We start from the raw sequence: 19,556 nt of genomic DNA on the forward strand, positions 1-19,556 counted from the left end.
AAAAAGCCGCCCACGCGGCGGCCTTTGCGGCTTATCTCGTTTTTCGGCCTCCAAGTCAACGAAAAGGTCGGAAAGCCCGGCCTTGCGGCGATCTCGTCCAACAGCGAACCGGCAAGTTGGGGAAAACCGAAAAAACCGATTCGTGTTGCCGTTGGGACTCTTGTCACAGAGTCCACCCATAAGGTAGTTGTAGTCGAGAAATAACTAGATTTCGTGCGGCGGACCCCATCACTAGGTATATGTGGTGCCTGCCCGGTGAAAACCGGGTCGAGAAAGGATTCATGCCCCCGTACGCTTAACAGGAGTGCAGTCGCATGAACTGGACTGACGAACGCGTAGAACTTTTGACAAAGCTGTGGGCCGAAGGCCTCAGCGCCAGTCAGATTGCGGCTCAGTTGGGCGGCGTCAGCCGCAATGCGGTGATCGGCAAGGTACATCGGTTGAAGCTTTCGGGCCGCGGCCGCACAACCGCCGCGCCCACGCGCCAGAAGAAGCCGGCGCAGCAGGGTGCGGGCGCTACCAAATCGGTTTCACGCGCAGCCAGCACCGCGCGCCATGTGACCACTTCGGTCGGCGCGACCGCGCTGCAGACGCAGTTCGACGCCGAACCCATGGCACGCAGCTTCATCCGGCCGGTGGCGGAGAACGTCGTCGTTCCGATTTCCCGGCATTTGACCCTGGTCGAGCTTACCGAGCGGACATGCAAATGGCCGAATGGCGACCCGCTTTCAGAGGACTTCCATTTCTGCGGCAACGACGCCGCCGAAACCGGACCCTATTGCAACTATCATGCCCGCCTGGCGTTCCAGCCGGCCTCGGAGCGTCGCCGCAGCAGGTAAGGGAATAGAACGGATCCTGCGCCGCACGGTGCAAGTCCTTGTTCTACTCGCTATTCGCTATCTCGCTCCCTTCACAACCAGCCATTCTTGCGGAACCGCCAGTAGAGAAAACAGCAGATCGCGGCGATCGATGCCAGGACGACGGGATAGCCATAGGTCATCTTGAGTTCCGGCATGTCGGTGAAGTTCATGCCGTAGATGCCGGCGAAGGCGGTCGGCACCGCCAGGATGGCGGCCCATGAAGCGAGCTTCTTGGTGGTCGCCGTTTCCTGGCTTTGACCAACCAGCAGGCTCGCCTCGAAGGCGAAGGCCAGCACCTCGCGCAAACTATCGATCTTTTCCTGCACGGTGCGGATGTGATCGGTGACGTCGCGAAACAGCGGGTGCATGGCGGTGTGGATCTGCGGCAGGTCGGGACTGGTCAGCCGCCGGCACACTTCCACCAGCGGCAGCGCCGCATTGCGTAGCCGCAGCAGGTCGCGGCGCAGCATGTAGAGCCGCTCGATATCGGCCGGAGACATGGGCTTCAGCAGCACCTTGTCTTCGATGGCCTCCACCTCGTCCTCGATCTGCTCAAGCACCGGCATGTAGTTGTCGACGATGAAATCGAGGATGGCGTAGAGGACGAAATCCTCGCCCTTGACAAGCGAATGCGGGCACGATTCCCAATGCTGGCGCACGGCGGTGTAGGAGGTCGAGGGGCCATGCCGGACGCTGATTATATAACCGGCGCCGACAAAAAGATGCGTCTCGCCGAAGGTGACGCGGCCATCGATCAGTTGCGCGGTGCGGGCGACGATGAACAGCGCATCGCCATATTGCTCGATCTTGGGCCGCTGATGCGGATTTTCGGCATCCTCGATGGCCAGGTCGTGCAAATTGAACTGGGCCTGCACCCGCAAAAGCAGGTTCCGATCCGGCTCCAGCAGGCCGATCCAGACGACATGGCCCTCTTTTTTCGTCCATTCGCCGGCTTCCTCGATCGGAATGTCGGCGACGCGCTTGCCGCCGGCATAGACGCTCGATGCGATGATGCCGTTGGCGGGAACCGCTGCTGTGACGTTACGGGCGTATTCCATCGCAACCTCCAGAAGCGGGACGAATACCGCTCAATCCGGCAAGCAGGCGCTTCATTGTATCGCTTCCGGGCCGGCCATGAAAGCCAGTCTAGGAAAGGTGCGGTTTCGGCGGCAGGATGACCCGGTCCGTCTTGTCGCCCTTGGGCCGCTCCGCCGGCATCTGCTCGCCGGTGACGATATAGTAGATCGTCTCGGCGACATTGGTGGCATGGTCGCCGATGCGTTCGACATTCTTGGCGCAAAACAGCAGATGCGTGCAGGGCGTGATGTTGCGCGGGTCTTCCATCATGTAGGTCAAAAGCTCGCGAAACAGCGAGGTGTACATCGCGTCGATCTGGTCGTCGCGGTCGCGCACGAGGCCGATCTTCTCGATGGATCGCGACGCATAAATATCCAGCACTTCCTTCAACTGCGCCAATGCCATGCCGGCCAGCGCATCGATGCCGCGAAAGAGGCTGGTCTGCTGGCGGCCCTCACCCACCGCGACCATCCGCTTGGCGATGCTCTTGGCGAGGTCACCGACCCGTTCGAGATCGGCCGAGATGCGGATCGCGCCGATGATCTCGCGCAAATCCGTCGCCATTGGCTGGCGGCGCGCGATGATGATGACCGCCTTGTCGTCTATCTCGCGCTGCGCTTCGTCGAGAACCACGTCGTCGGCGATGACCTTCTGGGCGAGGCTGGAATCGGCATTGACGAGCGCTGCAATCGCCTGCTCGACCATGCGCTCGGCATGCCCCCCCATCGCGGCGATGCGCTTGGCAAGGTATTTGAGTTCGCCTTCATAGGCGCTTGCCGTGTGCGCGAACTGCATGAACGAAAGCCCCCCGGTATTTTGATCTGTTCCAAATCACCGGTCTACGCTAACCGCATGACAGAAAAAAGAAACAGCCTTGGCCGCTCTGACACTTCGATCGAGCATCGGAATAATCCGAAAATCGTCAGCCGGCGCCTCGTTTGACCGGCAGGTGCACGGTAAAGGCGGCGCCCTTGCCGATTTCGGAGGTCACCGAAAGCCGCCCCCTGTGCCGGGTAAGGATGTGCTTGACGATGGCAAGGCCCAAGCCGGTTCCCTTGCGCGGGCGTCCGGTGTCGGCATCGATCCGGTAAAAGCGCTCGGTGATCCGGGGAATATGCTCTTCCGCGATACCCGGCCCGAAATCGCGGACGGTGACATCCACGGTCGGTTCCGGGCCATCATTGCTTTGCGCCAGCCAGACCTCGACGCGGCCGCCCGCCTCGCCATATTTGCAGGCATTTTCCAGCAGGTTTTCGAAAACCTGGAAAAGCTCGTCGCGATTTCCCGGAACGTACGGCCCATTCCCGGGAAAATGCCGTTCGACGATAACGGCGTTGTCCTTGGCCAGCGGTGCCAGCGAATCGATGACGTCGGTCAGGACGACTGAAAGATCGACTTCCTTTCCCGGCGTCAGATAGGGCTTCATTTCCAGCCGCGACAGCGAGAGCAGATCGTCGATCAGCCGCGCCATACGCCCAGTCTGCTCCTGCATGATGGCGAGAAATTTCTCGCGCGCGGCGGGATCGTTGCGGGCGGGGCCACGCAGCGCCTCGATAAAGCCGGTGATCGAGGCCAGCGGGGTGCGCAATTCGTGGCTGGCATTGGCGATGAAGTCGGCGCGCATCCGATCGATCCGCCGCGTCTCGCTCTGGTCCTTGAAGGCCACGATATAAAGCCCCGTGGCGCGCCCCACTGCGGACGCGCTTACCTTGTAGCTGCGCTCGACCGGCAGCTTTTCGACATATTCGACCGCATCCGCCACAGGTTGCCCCGAGAGCACGGCATCGAACAAAGCCTGCATCTCGGGCGCGCGAAAGCGCAAGGGCAGCGCCATCCCGGGAACAATCCCGCCAAAAGCGGCGAACGCGGCGGCATTGGCATGCACAAGCGACGCGTTGCCGTCGAAGACGATCAGCGGGTCGGTAACGGCGGCGGCCAGATATTCGCCGGAAAGAGCCTGAAGCCCAGCGGCTTCAACCGTGGCACGGTTACCGCTTTTCGGGTCGGCCAAGGCGCTGGCGGCAAGCCCCCTGCCCTCTCCCCGGTCATGCTGGCCCCGGATACGCTGGCCCAAGGCGTCAACCCAGCGACGGAGGCCTTGGCGCAGGAACACATTCATTGCGCGCACATTTTCAGGGGCACGCACATTTTCAGGGGCAGAATTAAACCGGACCTGCGCATGAACCCATCGCCAACTTCCCGCTGGACCGTCAGCGAGCCCCCAAATAGCATGCCATCCGCAACTGGAAAGGTTCGCATCAATGAAAAAATCCAAGCAAGGCTCTTTGGCCGCCGCACCCCTGAAAATCAAGGTCGCCGGCAAGGAACGGGTGTTCGATATCGACGACCCGAAGCTGCCTGACTGGATCGAAGATAACAAGCTCACCACTGGCGACTATCCGTATGACAAGAAGATGAAGGGGAAGGAATACGACCAGACGCTGGAGGCGCTGCAGATCGAACTCGTCAAGGCGCTGGCGTGGGTGCAATCGGCCGGGAAAAGGGTGCTGGTCCTATTCGAAGGGCGTGACGCGGCCGGCAAGGGCGGCACCATCTCGGCGCTCCGCGAATACATGAACCCGCGCACGGCGCGCAACGTGGCGCTGACAAAGCCCACCGAAGTGGAAAGCGGACAGTGGTATTTCCAGCGCTATGTGACCCATTTTCCGACGGTCGGCGAGTTCGTCACCTTCGACCGCTCATGGTACAATCGCGCCGGCGTCGAGCCGGTAATGGGTTTTTGTACGCCGAAACAGCATGAGCAATTCCTGGAGGAAGCACCGCATTTCGAGCGGATGATCCACAATGACGGCATCCATTTCTTCAAATTCTGGCTGGATATCGGTCAGGAAACGCAGCTCGACCGCTTTCACGACCGCAGGCACAGCCCGCTGAAAAGCTGGAAGTTCTCTCCCATCGACATTGCCGGCCTGAGCAAATGGGACGCGTACACCAAGGCTCGCGGTACGATGGTCGAGCGCACGCACACGGCCGTCGCTCCGTGGCTCATCGTGCGCGCCAACGACAAGCGGCGCGCCCGGCTCGCCGTCATGCGGCGCATCCTCTTGTCGCTGCCCTATGACGGGCGCGATCTGGAAGCCATCGGCAAGGAAGACCTGAAGATCATCGGCGAAGGCCCCAGCTTCCTCGATGAATAGCCGGCCGGCTTGCCGCTGTAGCGCCTGACCGTGCGACAGGCTCATGCGGTGTCTTTTCCCAGTGATGGGGCTTGCGCCACAGATACCAGAGCGCCCGCCACCCGGCCCATGACAGCAAGACCCAATAGGCCGGCGTAAACAGAACGATCTTCCAGAACCCGCGCTTTTCGCCTGCGGTCAGCGTTTGCCAGCCGAGCATCAGGAACGAGAGGTAGCCGCAGGTTATGTTGACGATGTCCATCGCAAACAGCATCGAGCGATACGTTCCGAGGTCATAGCCCATCGCCAGTTGGACGACGAGCACGCCGAACGTGGCCAAAAGCACGGGGTGGAGAAGCGCCGAAGCCAGCATCCCGGCGAAAAGGACTTGCGCGACCAGAAAGGATTTCACGCCCAGATCCGTCCCCAGGCGGGCGGGATCGCGCATATGGACAAGCCATGTCTGCGCCCATCCCTTGAACCAGCGCGTCCTTTGCGGAAGCCAGACTTCGAACCGCTTCGGCGCCGCTTCGCAGGTCGGGCGTGAGATGACTTCGGTATGGTAGCCCAAGCGCGCCAGGCGCATGCCCAAATCCGCATCCTCGGTGACGTTGAACGGGTCCCAGCCGCCTGCTTCGAACAGAACCGCGCGTCGAAAATGGTTCGAAGTACCGCCGAGCGGCAACATCAGCCGACGCTGCGAAAGCCAGGGCAGCAAGCCGCGAAAGAGCCCGGCATATTCGAAAGCGAACATGCGGGCCATCAGGGTGTCGCTTCGATTGGAAATTTCAAGCGGCGCCTGAACCGCGGCCAGATCGGGGCCGCGATCGCGGAAACGATGCCACGCTTCGAGCAGTTGCAGGGGGTGCGGCTGGTCCTCGGCATCGTACAGGGCGACGAATTCTCCGCCGGCCATCTGCAAGGCATAGGCCAGCGCCTTGGGTTTCGTGCGGGGGCCTTCCGGCGGAACCTCGACGATTTCGATGTGGGAGGGCAAACCGCTTGCGCGGATGGCGTCAAGGGTAGCGGCGTCGTCGGCCTCGCAAACAAGCTTGATCTCCAGCCTGTCGCGCGGCCACACCAGTCGATCGAGCGCGTCCAGAAGATCCGGCACGATGGCCGCTTCCTGATAGAGCGCGACCAGAACCGAATAGACGGGCATTTCCCCTTCCGGCAGTGGCGGCAGCGGCTGCGGCGGCTGCAATGGACGCACCGATGCCACCGCCGCGAATCTGAGGACCACGCAGGCCAGAAAGAAGATCGTTGCCAGAACGTGCAGAGCGGCTAGAACTTCGTTCCAGTGCAGCAGCAGGCCTACCGGCAATGCGGTGATCACAACGCCTGCCATCGTTCCCTGCCAGGCGTTGGCGACGATGCGGGCAGAAAAGGACGGATACCGTTCGAACAGGCCAAGGATGGCTTCACGCTCCAGAACGGGTTGCGACCTTGCCAGAACGGCGGCGCGCAGAACCTGCGGATCGACGATCTTGAGATGCCTGGCCAATGCCGGATGGTCCGCGATCCGCCGACGCATGTCGCCTAGCCGCAAGCGCTCGAACGTTATCAGGAAGGCTATGCCGCCGTCCTTCTCCAGCAGCTTGACGGGAATTTGCCCGTTGCGGCCCCGCAACAGCACGGAGGCATGTTCGTCGCTGACAATAATCCGGGCTGGATCGATGGCTTCCACGACACCGAGGTCGAGGTCGGCTCCAATGGCCCGAAGCATGTCCACGCGGCTGATGACGCCCGACGCCAGCAGCGCGGACTGAAAATCACCGGCTCCGGTGCGAACGCTGATGGCGGCTTCGACAGCCGTTTGCCAAGGCACCGAAAGCCGCACCAGGACCTGCCGCCATTCGGCCAGCTCCGGGAAGAAGACCTCGGCAAGAGGCAAACCCTGATCGGGCCGACGCTCGCAATCCCTTGCGTCGAATGGTTCGCCAGTCGCGGACGGCGCGTTTTCCCCGCCGTCGAATCCAAACGGTCGCATCCCCGTTGCCCCCGCATCCGCACGATAGCAAGCTGTTCCGCGCCTTTCTGCGCAGACCGGTTGTTTCTCCAGCTAGATTTTTCTCGCCCGCGTCCCTTCGCGGTGGCCCCATTTACCGAAGAGCCGATTTGCCCAACCGCACCCCTGCCGCCGATGAGCGGCCTCATTTCGCCGAAAGTCTTCGGCGCCCCACCGGTGAGCATAACCGCAATTGAATTCATTGAAACCGAAATCCGTTGTGCCGGCTCCCGTTTCATACCAAAAGCCTAGGCCAGGACCTAACCGAGAGGAGTTTCAGCCTTGCAATCGTCATTGCCGGCATTTCGTTGGATGGGCCCGGTGCTGACGACCGTGCTGGCGGTGCTGCTGGCGGGAGCAGCCACGATGGGCGCGGCGGCCGTTGCGGCAGAGCCGCAGGTTCCCGTTTTCTGGGATGCCAAGGAAAGGCTGCCAAAGCCGGACCTTTCCGCCTTGACGAGGCTGCGCTTCCTGACGACCATCGATTTCCCGCCATTCAATTTTCTCGACCGCGAGGGCCGGCTTTCCGGCTTTCATATCGATCTCGCCCGCGCCATCTGCGCCAGGCTGGACCTTGCCGACAAATGCCAAATCCAGGCGCTGCCGTGGGCGGAACTGGATGGCGCCCTGCAAAAAGGCGAAGGGGAGGCGATCCTGGCCGGCATCGCCGCGACGCCGGAAACCCGTGCGAAATACGCCTTTTCCCGCCCCTATCTGCAATTTCCCGCCCGCTTCGTGATGCCCAAAGCCAATGCGGTCGCGGAGCCCATCTTTGCCAAGCTGAAGGGCAAACGTGTCGGCGTCGTCGCCGGTTCGGCGCATGAGCGCATGCTTCATGATAATTTCGGGGGTCTCGCCTTCGTTCCATTTCCCAAACCGGAAGATCTGTATGTGGCGCTGCGGGCGGGCAGCATCGGCGCCGCATTCGGCGACGGGATGCGGCTTGCCTTCTGGCTGGCCGGGCCGGACGCTGCCGGATGCTGCCGCTTCGCCGGAGGGCCCTATCTCGCACCCGAATATCTGGGAACGGGGTTGGCGATCGCCGTCAGGCCGGACGACCCGACGCTGGCCGCGGCCTTTGACTACGCACTGCAGGAAATTTCCCAGGACGGCACGTTCGCCGAACTTTACCTGCGCTATTTCCCCGTCAGTTTCTTCTGACGTTCAGACCCGGAGCGGGCCATTCAGCGCAGTGAAGAGGCGGGCAATCGTTGACGCTCCAGTCTCCGACGCATAGAGCATCCCCGTAACGGCACCAAAGGCCGACGCACTTTCTAGAACCTTGACGCCAGGATTATCGAAATGGCCGGAACCACCCCGCTCGATCTCAACCCGGAAATGCTGGCTGCCGCTGCGGAAAGCAAAGCCTGGCCGTTCGAGGAAGCCAAAAAGATCGTCGCGCGCTACGCCAAGACGGGCTTTCCGGAAACGGTGCTGTTCGAGACCGGCTACGGCCCGTCCGGCCTGCCGCATATCGGCACTTTCGGCGAGGTCGCCCGCACCACCATGGTGCGCCATGCCTTCCGCATTCTCACCGGCGACAAGGTCAAGACGCGCCTGTTGTGCTTCTCCGACGATCTCGACGGCATGCGCAAGATTCCCGACAACGTGCCGGATCGCGCGGCACTCGAGCCTTATCTGCACATGCCGCTGACCTCGGTGCCCAATCCGTTCGGCGGCGATTACGAGAGCTTCGGGCATCACAACAACGCGATGCTGCGCCGCTTCCTCGACACATTCGGTTTCGACTACGAATTCGCCAGCGCCACGGACTACTACAAGTCGGGCCGCTTCGATGACGTGCTTTTGCGCGCCGCCGAGAAGTACGACGCCATCATGGCGGTGATGCTGCCGACGCTCGGGCCGGAGCGTCAGGCGACCTACAGCCCGTTCCTGCCGATCTCGCCGAAGAGCGGGCGCGTGCTCTACGTGCCGATGAAGCATGTCGACGCCAAGGCCGGCACGATCACCTTCGACGACGAAGGCACCGAAACCACGCTGCCCGTCACCGGCGGCAAGGTGAAGCTGCAGTGGAAGCCGGATTTTGGCATGCGCTGGGCCGCCCTTGGCGTCGATTTCGAGATGTTCGGCAAGGACCACCAGACCAATGCCGTCATCTATGACAAGATCTGCGTTATCCTGGGCGGAAGGGCACCGGAGCATTTCGTCTATGAACTGTTCCTGGACGACAAGGGCCAAAAAATTTCCAAGTCGAAGGGCAACGGCCTGAGCATCGACGACTGGCTGACCTATGCCCCGACCGAAAGCCTCGGCCTTTACATGTTTCAGAAGCCGCGCGTGGCCAAAAAACTCTATTTCGACGTCATTCCGCGCGCCGTCGATGAATATTACACCTTCCTGTCGGCCTATCAGCGGCAGGACTGGAAGAACCGTCTCGGCAATCCCGTCTGGCACATGCACAGCGGCAACCCGCCGGCAATCGACCTGGCCGTGCCGTTTTCACTGCTGCTCAATCTGGTCAGCGCCTCGAACGCGCAGGACAAGGCCGTGCTATGGGGCTTCATCTCGCGCTATGCGCCGGGCGTCACGCCGGAAAAGAACCCGGAACTCGACCGGCTGGCCGGTTACGCCATCCGCTATTTCGACGATTTCGTGAAGCCGGCGAAGGTTTTTCGCGCGGCCGACGAGGTCGAACGCGACGCGCTGGCGAAACTGTCGGACGCGCTGGCGGCGCTGCCTGCCAACGCGGACGGCGAAACGATCCAGAACGCCACGCTCAACGTCGCACGCAAGATCGAACGCTACCAGGATCATTCCAAGCAGGCGCCTGAGGGCGGGCCGGGCGTGTCCGTCGCCTTCTTCCAGATGATTTATCAGGTGCTGATTGGCCAGGAACGGGGCCCGCGTTTCGGCTCGTTCGCCGCCCTTTACGGCATTGGCGAAACGCGCGCGCTCATTGAAAAGGCGCTGGCTGGCCAATTGGTGGCGTAGCCGCCTCACCAGACAGGTCGAGGATGGAAGTTCGGCCTTCCGGCGGAGCCTCGACCGGTGCGGGGGCCGGCGGCAGGCCGGAAAGATCGGGCGCTTCGCCAAAGATGCCCTTCATTGCCGCCTTCGCCTTTTCGCCGACTTCGACATAGGGGCCGTCCTCGGCGGGGCGCGCCCAACCGTTCGAAACCAGCCACGTCCCGATATCCTGCTTGCCAATACTGCATGGCGAGACGACGGATTTTCCGGCGGGGTCCGGTGGCAGCGTGCAGACCGGCGCACGGCCGCGCAGGAACGCACGAAAGGCGCCGCGTGCGCGCAAGCCACAGGCCCAACGCCGGCCGTGCTCGTCGGTGCAGGTTTCATCCTGAGCTATCATGTCGATGCCGGCGATGGTTACGGAGCGGTCCTTGGTCTCGATCACCCCGGCGGCGGAAGCAATCGACTGAAACAGCGTGGTGCCTTTGGGGCCGTCTGCCGCATTTTGTGCATCAGACGCTCGCGGCTCTGGTGGCTTGGGCGGCATGGCCAGCGACAGATTGCTCAAGGGTGCGCGAGGCTCGATCCGCTCGAGCTGACCCGCATCGAATTGCCGCGGCGCGACGATCTCGGGATCGATTGCCCTGGACCTGACGGGGACTTTTTCGACGCGCTTTTCCGGAATGGTCGCCGTGCTCGGTTCCACTGGTGAGGGAGCGGTCACCTCATCGACAACAACCGCCTCTTGCTGCCGCAGCACGGCGTGGCCGCCGATTGCGACCGAGGCGACCATCACCAGAAGCGCGAGAGCGGCAATGGCCTCATTGCGAAACGGCATCCGCTTTCCTATTGGCTTGCCCAGACAATACGCGCCACCCAATCGACATCGGCCGTGGCAATGTCGCGGTTGGGGTGGTCGGGGTTGAGCGACACCAGTGAAACGGATTTAGACGTCTGGCGTTCCAGCACCTTGGCCATGACCTCGCCGGCATTGGTCTTGACCACGACGCGGTCGCCCTTGCGCACCGTCGCCCCCGGCTCGACAATCAGGACGTCGCCATTGCGGTAGAGCGGCAGCATGGAATCACCCTGCACCTTCAGCGCATAGGAACTGGCGGTGGATTGCGCCGGCAGTTCGATCAGGTCCCAGCCATGGCCGACCGGAAAGCCGGCATCGTCGAAGAAACCGCCGGCACCTGCCTGCGCGAAGCCGACGAGCGGCACGGTCGGCTTCTGCACAGGCAGCGCGTCCATGTCGGTCCGGTTGATGAGCAGCGCCATGAAATCGTCCAGCGAAGCGCCGGTCGCCTCGATGATCTTGGCGAGCGATTCCGTCGACGGCCAGCGCGGGCGTCCGTCGGACGCCAGCCGCTTGGACTTATTGAAGGCCGTCGAATCCAGCCCCGCGCGCTTTGCAAGACCGGAAGCCGATAGCGAGTAGCGCTCGGCCAGAGCATCGATGGCTGCCCATACGCGATCATGCGAGAGCATGGCGAGCCCTCCTTCAAAACAGGAAAAAATACCTCGCTTCAGGTACTAAACCGCGGATCGGCCGCTGTCGAGCCGAAACCGCGCGTTGGACAAGGCCTATCCCCGAGCCGCGAGATAGGCCGGCAGGTCGGCGATCGAATCGAGCAGGACGTCCGCCATCTCGGCCAGCGCCTGGCGCGTGCCGGTTCCCGAAAGCACGCCGATGGCCAGGCCGCAGCCGCCGGCGCGCGCCATTTCGAGGTCGTGGCGATTGTCCCCCACCATGGCGATCTCGGTCGAGCGCAGGCCGGTCAGGTCGGAAAATGCCTGCACCGTGTCCGGCGCCGGCTTGGGGTTGGCCACGGCATCGTAGCCATAGGCAGCGTCGAACATCTGCGCCATGCCGAGCGCCAGAAGCGTCTTTTCCGCGCCGCTGGTGGAATCGTTGGTGGCAACGCCCAGCCGGAAGCCTGAGCCGTGCAAACTTGCAATGGCGTCCTTGCTGCCGGGCAGCGGCACCGCCTGCAATGCGCCCTGCTCGGCGGTAAAGGTGTCGAAATGGATGATCATCGCCCGCCTGCGGTCGGCATCGGCGGCGGGATACCAAAGCGACACGATGTCGGCATTGGTGCCGGCGGCAAACGCCGAATCGCCCTTGAAGCAATGCGCGTCGAAATCGTAGCCGGCAGCCTGCATCAGCCTGTCGGCTTCGTCGCGGTTGCCGCCTGCGGCGTCGAGCGCCATCAGATCGCCGATGGCAAACCACGTCGCCTGGAAATCGACCAGCGTGCCGTCCTTGTCGAACAGAATTCCCTTGATGCCCGCCAAGCCGTTTACTCCGATCCGCGCAGATGGTGGATATGTGCCACCAGGCCGGCGGTGGAGGCATCTCTCTTCGCGGCACTCTCCTTGCCTTCTACGACAGGCAGAAGACTGGTCGCCAGTTCCTTGCCGAGTTCCACGCCCCACTGGTCGAAGGAATTGATGTCGTAAAGTGTCCCCTCGACAAAGACCCGGTGTTCGTAAAGCGCGATCAACCGTCCGAGCGTGCGCGGATCGAGCTTGCGGTACAGGATCGTCATCGACGGGCGATTGCCGGAAAAGACGCGGTGCGGCGCAACCTTGTCCACCTCTTGCGGCTTCATGCCCTTGGCCAGCATCTGCGCCCGCGCTTCCTCCAGCGTACGGCCCTTCATCAAGGCTTCCGATTGCGCCAGAACGTTGGCAAGCAGCAGGTCGTGGTGATGCTTCAGTTGCGGCTCATGCCCTACGGCGGCCGCGAGGAATTCTATCGGGATAATGTCGGTGCCCTGGTGCAGCAGTTGGAAGAAAGCGTGCTGGCCGTTGGTGCCGGGCTCGCCCCACACCAGCGGGCCGGTCGGCGTCGTCACCGCCGTGCTTTCAAGGGTAACGCTTTTACCGTTCGATTCCATGTCGAGCTGCTGCAGGTAAGCCGGCAGCCGCGACAGGCGCTGATCGTAGGGGATGACCGCGCGGGCCGGATACTGGCACACTACCCGGTGCCACCAGCCGACCAAGCCAAGCAGCATCGGCAGGTTCTTCGCCAGAGGCGTGGTGCGGAAATGCTCGTCCATTTCGTGCGCGCCACCAAGAAAGGCGCGAAAGTTCGAAGGACCGACCGCGATCATCACCGACAGCCCGATCGCACCCCAGACGGAATAGCGCCCGCCAACCCAGTCCCAGAAGCCGAAAACCCGATCCTTTTCGATGCCGAATTTAGCGACCAGGTCGAGCGCGGTGGAAACGGCGGCGAAGTGCTTGCTGACCGCTGCCTCTCCAAGCGCCTTTGCGACCCATTTGCGCGCGGTCGCCGCATTGGTCATCGTCTCGACCGTGGTGAACGTCTTGGACGCGATGATGAACAGCGTCGTCTCGGCGGAAAGGCCCTTCAGCGTATCGTGGATATGGGCGCTGTCGATGTTGGAAACATAATGCGTGCGCGGGCCGTCGTGATAGGGCGCCAGCGCCAGCGTCGCCATGGCCGGACCAAGATCGGAGCCGCCGATGCCGATATTGACGATGTCGGTTATCTTTTTCCCGGAAGCGCCGGGTGCCTTGCCGGAGCGGATCGCGTCGGAGAATGTCCCCATCGTAGCCAGCACGGATAAAACTTCCGCCTGAACGTCCTGGCCGTCGACGGTAAGCCCCTTGCCGTCGAGATTGCGCAGGGCCGTATGCAGCACGGCGCGGTCTTCCGTCACGTTAATGTGTTTTCCCGAAAACATGGCCGCGCGCCGTCCCTCGACATCGGCAGCCTTGGCCAGATCTTCCAGCAATTCCATGGTGCGGGCATCGACCGCGCATTTCGACCAGTCGAGCAGCAGGTCGCCGTCTGACGCCGAAAACCGCGAAAATCGCCCGGAATCGGCATCGAATACGCCGCGCATATTCCACGCTCCCGCCGAATGCTGGTCGCGCAACGCGCCTAGTGTCTTTTGAAAGGGCGATTGTGCCACTGTTCATCTCCTCGATAGCTGTGTCGGCACCATATCAGACCTGCCGTTCGCGCAAGAGGGCATTGCGGGTGGAACGGTGGAAAATTTCAATCGGTTCAAACCGGCTTCCCGGCAGGATTGGGCCAGCATCGATCACTGGCATACATCCTAGCAATAAGAAAAATTCATTGGTGCAACGCCTTGTGCCAGGGCTAGGTTCGACTGGTCCACGAAATGGATTCGACTGGCCCTAGTTGAAATCGACCGGCCCTGAGGAACACGTCCATGTCACAGCGAAACGATACGGCCATATGGTCCGGCCTGTTCCGGATTTCGGCGGAGTCCGGTCAGACCTTGCAGGCGCAGATCCGGCAGGCGATCGTCGCGGCCATTCTCGACCGGCAGATCGCCGCTTCGATGCCCTTGCCGTCCTGCCGTATCCTGGCGGAAAAGCTCGGCGTCGCGCGCGGCACCGTGGTGCTGGCGTTCCAGCAACTGGTCGATCAGGGGTTTCTGGTCGCGCGCGAGCGGCGCGGCCACTTCGTCAACCCCGAAGTTCTGGCGACACCGGCCAAGCCGCACCAGAAGGCGCCGGACCAGGCCAACGAGATCGACTGGAAGGCGCGCCGACAGATCGCGGCCAGCGACATGCCGCCGCCCAACAAGAACGAGAACTGGATCAAGTCTTCCTATCCGTTCGTCTATGGCCAGTTCGACCCGACGCTGTTTCCGACCGCCGAGTGGCGCGAATGCAACCGCATGGCGCTGGCGGTTCTGGAAATCCGCAACTGGGCGTCCGACATGGTGGACCGCGACGACCCGCTGCTGATCGAGCAGATCCAGGCGCGCCTGTTGCCGCGCCGCGGCATCTTCGCCAATCCCGACGAGATCATCGTGACGCTCGGCGCACAGCACGCGCTCTACATGCTGGCGACGCTCTTGATGACCAAGGGCTCGAAGGTGGCGATGGAAGACCCCGGCTATCCCGATGCGCGCTCCATCTTCCGGCTGGCCGGCGCGGAAATCCAGCCGGTGCCGGTGGACCAGTCCGGCATCGTGACGAGCGCCATTTCAACCGATCCCGGTTTCGTCTTCGTTACACCGAGCCACCATTGCCCGACCATGGCGCCGCTTTCGGAGGAGCGACGGCAGGACTTGCTGGCGCGCGCCAACCGCCACAACAAGATCATCATCGAGGACGGTTACGACAGCCAGCTTCTGGACGAGGCTCCGCAGCAGGCTCTCAAGAGCACCGACCGCTCGGGCCGCGTTGTCTATGTCGGCTCGATGTCCAAGACGCTCGCGCCGGGGCTTCGGCTTGGCTATATTGTGGCTTCCGCCGATCTCATCACCGAATTGCGGGCGCTGCGCCGCTTCATGCTGCGCCATCCGCCGGCCAACAACCAGCGCGCCGTCGCCCTGTTCCTGTCGCTCGGCCACCACGAAGCCCTGGTGAGGCGGCTGTCTTCGGCCTTCGACGAGCGCCGCAAACGTCTGGTCCAGGCGATTTCGGCCTTCCTGCCGGAGTGGCATGCCAACAGTTCCGCCGGCGGAACCTCGCTGTGGCTGGAAGGACCGCGCGGCACCAACGCCCGCGCGCTGGCCGAAATCGCCGCCACGCGCGGTGTGCTGATCGAACCGGGAGACCGCTTCTTCGACCAGGACAACGCCCCCTCGCGGTTCATGCGGCTGGGTATTTCGTCGATCGCACTCCAGCACATCGAGCCGGGCATCCGCGAACTGGCGACGGCGGCGGGACGCCGTCCGGCGGCAGCCTGACGGTATTCGAGTAATCTTGTCGGCCGGCCTGCGGGCTGGCCCATGCAGCAAATTGCGCTGGGCCTTAGGCCGCCAGACCGGGAGCGCCATAGTCGAAGCAGGAAAAGTATCGGGCCGGAGCATGGCATTCCGGCACGCCGCTTCGACCGGGAGTGTCCATGTCGTTAGCAAACAAGCCGGTTTCGTCGCAACGGCCGCATAAATCGGCCACCCCCTGCCGGCAGCCTGCCGAACTGAATTTCCGCTCGGGCGGCGCGCCCTACAGTCCCCTGAAGCACCAGGACCTCGAGCGCATCCATGAGGCGGCGCTTGGCTTGCTCGAAACGGTGGGGTTCGCCAATCCCATACCGTCTTGCATTGCTGTGCTGAACGCAGCCGGCGCGGTCATGGGAGAGGACGGCCGCATCCGCTTTCCACGCGCGCTGATCACACGGACCATCGCGAAAGCGGGACGGCATTTTACGCTGCACGGCCAGGCACCGCGTCACGACATGGCCATCCAGGGCGGCAACATCTATTTCGGCACCGCCGGCCTTGCCGTCCATCTGGTCGATGCGGAGAAGGGCTGCTACCGGCAATCGCTGCTGCAAGACATCTACGACGCCGCCCGCATCGTCGATGGGCTGGACCACATCCATTTCTTTCAGCGCCCGATGGTGGCGCGCGACATTTCCGATCCGCTCGAACTGGACATCAACACGCTCTATGCCTGCGCGATGGGCACGTCGAAGCATATCGGCACGTCGTTTACCGTGCGCGAAAACGTGCGGCCGGCGCTCGATATGCTCCATGCGCTGGCCGGCGGCGAGGAAGCGTTTCGCGCACGGCCGTTCGTGTCGAGTTCAACGCCGTTTGTCGTTTCGCCGATGAAATTCGCGGAGGACGCCTGCGGCGTGCTGGAAGAATGCGTCAAGGGCGGCATCCCGATATTGCTGCTTTCCACCGGCCAGGCAGGCACGACGGCGCCGGCGCCGATCCTCGGAGCGGTGGTGCAGGCGGTGGCCGAAGTTCTGGCGGGGCTGGCCTATGTCAACGCGCTGAAACCCGGCCATCCGGCGATGCTCGGCGCATGGCCGTTCGTGTCCGATCCGCGCAACGGTGCGATGTCCGGCGGCTCGGCGGAGCAGGCGCTGCTGACGGCTGCCTGTTCGCAAATGGCGCAATTCTATGATCTTCCCGGCGCTTCGGCGGCGGGGATGACCGATTCGAAGCTACCCGATATCCAGTCGGGTTACGAAAAAGGCATCTCCAATGTGATGGCCGGCCTGTCGGGCCTGAACCTCGTCTATGAAGCGGCCGGCATGCATGCTTCGCTGCTCGGCTTTTGCCTCGAAAGCCTCATCATCGACAACGACATGCTGGGCCATTGCCTTCGCTGTGCGCGCGGCATCGATACGGGCGAGGCCGCGTTGGCGGTCGACACCATCGCCCATGTCTGCCTCGACGGGCCGGGGCACTATCTGGGCCAAGAGAAAGCCGCCGGCCAGGCGCCGGACGATTGTTTCTACCCGGCCATCAGCGACCGCCTGTCGCCGAAGGAATGGAACGACAGCGGCAGGCCGGACATGCTGCAAAAGGCGATCGCCGAGAAGAAACGCATCCTCGCCGAGCGCTTTCCCCGGCATGTGACCAAGGCGATTGACGACCGGCTGCGCGCCCGTTTCGGCGACCTGATCAAATTGCCGCGCAGCGCCATGGGCGGACGGTCTTAAAGACCATCACGGCCCTGTTGCAAATCGACGTCAAAACCCTAGTTTGGCTGCGATGACGCCTCCCGATATCAGCAAGCTCATAGTTCGCACGTCGATGAGGGACCGCGCAGCCTTCGATCTTCTCTATCGGCACACGAGCGCGAAACTTTTCGGCGTATGCTTGCGTGTCTTGAACGATCGGGCCGATGCCGAGGAGGCGCTTCAGGAGGTTTTCGTCAAGGTATGGACCAAGGCGGATCGTTTCGCGGTGTCGGATCTCAGCCCGATTTCGTGGCTTGTGGCGGTTGCCCGCAATCACTCGATCGACCGGATAAGGACGCGACGGCTGCCTGCGACAGACATTGACGCGGCGCTTGATGTCGCCGACCCGGCGCTGAGTCCGGAAGCGGCGGCGGTAGCCGTCGATGAGAACGAGCGCATCCATCATTGCCTCGACGAGCTTGAGCAAGACCGGGCAGCGGCTGTCCGCGGTGCCTATCTTACGGGCGAAAGCTATGCCGAACTGGCGGCTCGCCATGGCGTGCCGCTGAACACGATGCGAACCTGGCTGCGGCGCAGCCTGTTGAAATTGCGGGAATGCCTGGAAAGATGACATCGGCACAAGCAAACGAACCGGAACGTGAAGGCGACGATCTGCTCGCCGCCGAATACGTTCTAGGCGTGCTCTCCGTGCAGGAGCGCCAATCGGCGGCGCAGCGCGTCGAAACCGATGCCGCGTTCGCGCGTCTTGTCGATTCCTGGGAGGTGCGGCTTTCGCCGCTGGCGGCCGGCTATGGCGAAGTCGAGGTACCCGCTTCGGTGAGAACCGCTCTCGACCGGCGGCTGTTCGCCTCGACTGAGGCCGCCGCCACGACACGACACGGCATTTGGTCGAGCCTCGCCTTCTGGCGGGGAATGGCGGTCGCCGCCTGCGCGGCGCTTGCGCTTTATATCGCAGTGCCCCTCGTCACTTCGCCCGGACAGCAACCGCAGGCGCGGCTTGTCGCTTCGCTTGCGGCCGACGGCAGCGATGTCAAATACCTCGCCATCTACGACGCCGCGCAGCACGCCATCGACCTTTCGCATGTGGCGGGCACGCGCGCGGCGGGCAAGGATTTCGAACTGTGGATGATCGAGGGCAAGAACCTTCCAGTCTCGATGGGCGTCATCCCGGCCGGTCCGACAGCACAGGTTCCTGTGCCACCGGCGGCACGGGAGAAGCTCGCGCAGGGCGCGGTGCTTGCCGTCAGTCTGGAACCTGCCGGCGGCTCGCCGACCGGCCAGCCGACGGGTCCGGTCGTCGCCGCGGGCGATCTGAAAAATATCTGACACCTTCGATTTTTTCTCGACCCTTCTGAAACTCCCCGGAATTCTCTCCGTATCTCCTTGTGCCCCAGACAAGCTGGGAAACAAAACTCAAGGAGTTTGACACCATGCGTAAGTTTACCACCGCTCTGTTTGCCGGCGTCGTTGCCTTTTCCGCGCTTGGCACCGTTGCCTATGCCGAGAACCCGCATGTCGGCGGCGCCGCCATGTTCACCGACAAGAACATCGTTGAAAACGCGATGAACTCGAAGGACCACACCACTCTGGTCGCAGCGGTGAAGGCAGCAGGTCTTGTCGATACGCTGCAAGGCAAGGGTCCGTTCACCGTTTTCGCACCGACCAATGAAGCCTTCGCGGCCCTCCCCGAGGGCACCGTCGACACGCTGCTGAAGCCCGAGAACAAAGACAAGCTCGTCAAGATCCTGACCTGCCATGTCATCGCCGCCAAGGCGATGGCGTCGGATGTCATGCAGATGGTCAAGGACGATGGCGGCATGCACAAGGTCAAGACCGTCGGCGGCTGCGAACTGACGCTGAAGGATGAAGGCGGCAAGGTCACCGTCACCGACGAGAACGGCAACGTCGCCAATGTGACGATCGCCGATGTCGAGCAGTCGAATGGCGTCATTCATGTCATCGACAAGGTTCTCCTGCCGAAGATGTGACAGGCTCCATGATCGGTTGCGGGATTACGTCCCTCTCCCTGCAACCGATCCGAGCGCCCCGCGCCGTTCATTCCGAGTATCGATCCGGCGCGGGGTGGCTTTTTGCAAAAATTACCTCACCCGCAATTGATTTCCGCGTGACAGAGGCGTCTGTCAAAA

17 protein-coding genes are annotated in these 19,556 nt (G+C 62.7%); 9 read left to right on the forward strand and 8 right to left on the reverse strand.

The window, feature by feature from the left end; translation table 11 throughout:
* Positions 1-314: 314 nt before the first annotated feature.
* On the forward strand, positions 315-839 hold the full coding sequence (locus ACX3P1_RS16970; protein ID WP_459080776.1) for a GcrA family cell cycle regulator: 525 nt from the start codon (positions 315-317) through the stop codon (positions 837-839).
* A 71-nt stretch (positions 840-910) separates the two neighbouring features.
* Here the strand turns inward: ACX3P1_RS16970 and ACX3P1_RS16975 are convergent, their stop codons facing one another.
* The 3 genes from ACX3P1_RS16975 to ACX3P1_RS16985 form a co-directional block, all read right to left on the reverse strand.
* On the reverse strand, positions 911-1,918 hold the full coding sequence (locus ACX3P1_RS16975) for a magnesium and cobalt transport protein CorA (protein WP_459080777.1): 1,008 nt from the start codon (positions 1,916-1,918) through the stop codon (positions 911-913).
* Positions 1,919-2,006: 88 nt separating this feature from the next.
* Positions 2,007-2,732 carry a phosphate signaling complex protein PhoU gene (gene phoU, locus ACX3P1_RS16980; protein WP_459080778.1) on the reverse strand — a complete coding sequence of 242 codons (726 nt, stop codon included), beginning with the start codon at positions 2,730-2,732 and terminating at the stop codon, positions 2,007-2,009.
* A 127-nt stretch (positions 2,733-2,859) separates the two neighbouring features.
* Positions 2,860-4,011, reverse strand: a complete 1,152-nt coding sequence (locus ACX3P1_RS16985) for a sensor histidine kinase (protein WP_459080779.1) — start codon at positions 4,009-4,011, stop codon at positions 2,860-2,862.
* Positions 4,012-4,198: 187 nt separating this feature from the next.
* Here ACX3P1_RS16985 and ppk2 point away from each other — a divergent pair, with 187 nt between their 5' ends.
* Positions 4,199-5,095 carry a polyphosphate kinase 2 gene (ppk2, locus tag ACX3P1_RS16990; RefSeq protein ID WP_459080780.1) on the forward strand — a complete coding sequence of 299 codons (897 nt, stop codon included), beginning with the start codon at positions 4,199-4,201 and terminating at the stop codon, positions 5,093-5,095.
* Here the strand turns inward: ppk2 and ACX3P1_RS16995 are convergent.
* Complete coding sequence (locus ACX3P1_RS16995; RefSeq protein ID WP_459080781.1) at positions 5,061-7,064, reverse strand: glycosyltransferase; 2,004 nt, start codon at positions 7,062-7,064, stop codon at positions 5,061-5,063. The genes ppk2 and ACX3P1_RS16995 overlap by 35 nt on opposite strands.
* A gap of 330 nt (positions 7,065-7,394) precedes the next feature.
* Between ACX3P1_RS16995 and ACX3P1_RS17000 the strand changes: the two genes are divergently transcribed.
* A complete protein-coding gene (locus ACX3P1_RS17000; RefSeq protein WP_459080854.1) occupies positions 7,395-8,243 on the forward strand; it encodes a transporter substrate-binding domain-containing protein in 849 nt (282 codons plus the stop codon).
* A 141-nt stretch (positions 8,244-8,384) separates the two neighbouring features.
* Positions 8,385-10,034: a lysine--tRNA ligase gene (locus tag ACX3P1_RS17005; protein ID WP_459080782.1), complete on the forward strand. Its 1,650-nt coding sequence runs from the start codon at positions 8,385-8,387 to the stop codon at positions 10,032-10,034.
* Here ACX3P1_RS17005 and ACX3P1_RS17010 read toward each other — a convergent pair.
* The 4 genes from ACX3P1_RS17010 to pgi all read right to left on the reverse strand — a co-directional run bounded on the left by ACX3P1_RS17010 (position 9,997) and on the right by pgi (position 13,921).
* Positions 9,997-10,848 carry a thermonuclease family protein gene (locus tag ACX3P1_RS17010; protein WP_459080783.1) on the reverse strand — a complete coding sequence of 284 codons (852 nt, stop codon included), beginning with the start codon at positions 10,846-10,848 and terminating at the stop codon, positions 9,997-9,999. The two genes, ACX3P1_RS17005 and ACX3P1_RS17010, sit on opposite strands and share 38 nt — an antisense overlap.
* A gap of 8 nt (positions 10,849-10,856) precedes the next feature.
* Positions 10,857-11,501 (reverse strand): S24 family peptidase, encoded by a 645-nt coding sequence (locus ACX3P1_RS17015; protein ID WP_459080784.1) that lies wholly within the window; start codon positions 11,499-11,501, stop codon positions 10,857-10,859.
* A gap of 96 nt (positions 11,502-11,597) precedes the next feature.
* A complete protein-coding gene (locus ACX3P1_RS17020; protein ID WP_459080785.1) occupies positions 11,598-12,308 on the reverse strand; it encodes an HAD family hydrolase in 711 nt (236 codons plus the stop codon).
* 5 nt (positions 12,309-12,313) lie between these two features.
* Positions 12,314-13,921 carry a glucose-6-phosphate isomerase gene (gene pgi, locus ACX3P1_RS17025; RefSeq protein ID WP_459080855.1) on the reverse strand — a complete coding sequence of 536 codons (1,608 nt, stop codon included), beginning with the start codon at positions 13,919-13,921 and terminating at the stop codon, positions 12,314-12,316.
* Between the two features lie 300 nt (positions 13,922-14,221).
* Between pgi and pdxR the strand changes: the two genes are divergently transcribed.
* The 5 genes from pdxR to ACX3P1_RS17050 all read left to right on the forward strand — a co-directional run bounded on the left by pdxR (position 14,222) and on the right by ACX3P1_RS17050 (position 19,397).
* Positions 14,222-15,715: a MocR-like pyridoxine biosynthesis transcription factor PdxR gene (gene pdxR / locus ACX3P1_RS17030; protein WP_459080786.1), complete on the forward strand. Its 1,494-nt coding sequence runs from the start codon at positions 14,222-14,224 to the stop codon at positions 15,713-15,715.
* A 158-nt stretch (positions 15,716-15,873) separates the two neighbouring features.
* Complete coding sequence (locus tag ACX3P1_RS17035; RefSeq protein WP_459080787.1) at positions 15,874-17,427, forward strand: trimethylamine methyltransferase family protein; 1,554 nt, start codon at positions 15,874-15,876, stop codon at positions 17,425-17,427.
* Between the two features lie 52 nt (positions 17,428-17,479).
* A complete protein-coding gene (locus tag ACX3P1_RS17040) occupies positions 17,480-18,019 on the forward strand; it encodes a sigma-70 family RNA polymerase sigma factor (protein ID WP_459080788.1) in 540 nt (179 codons plus the stop codon).
* A complete protein-coding gene (locus ACX3P1_RS17045) occupies positions 18,016-18,735 on the forward strand; it encodes an anti-sigma factor (protein WP_459080789.1) in 720 nt (239 codons plus the stop codon). Before ACX3P1_RS17040 ends, ACX3P1_RS17045 begins: the two co-directional genes overlap by 4 nt.
* Positions 18,736-18,839: 104 nt before the next feature.
* Positions 18,840-19,397 carry a fasciclin domain-containing protein gene (locus ACX3P1_RS17050; RefSeq protein ID WP_459080790.1) on the forward strand — a complete coding sequence of 186 codons (558 nt, stop codon included), beginning with the start codon at positions 18,840-18,842 and terminating at the stop codon, positions 19,395-19,397.
* The last annotated feature ends 159 nt before the right edge of the window (positions 19,398-19,556 follow it).

Source organism: Mesorhizobium sp. A623, assembly GCF_054489405.1.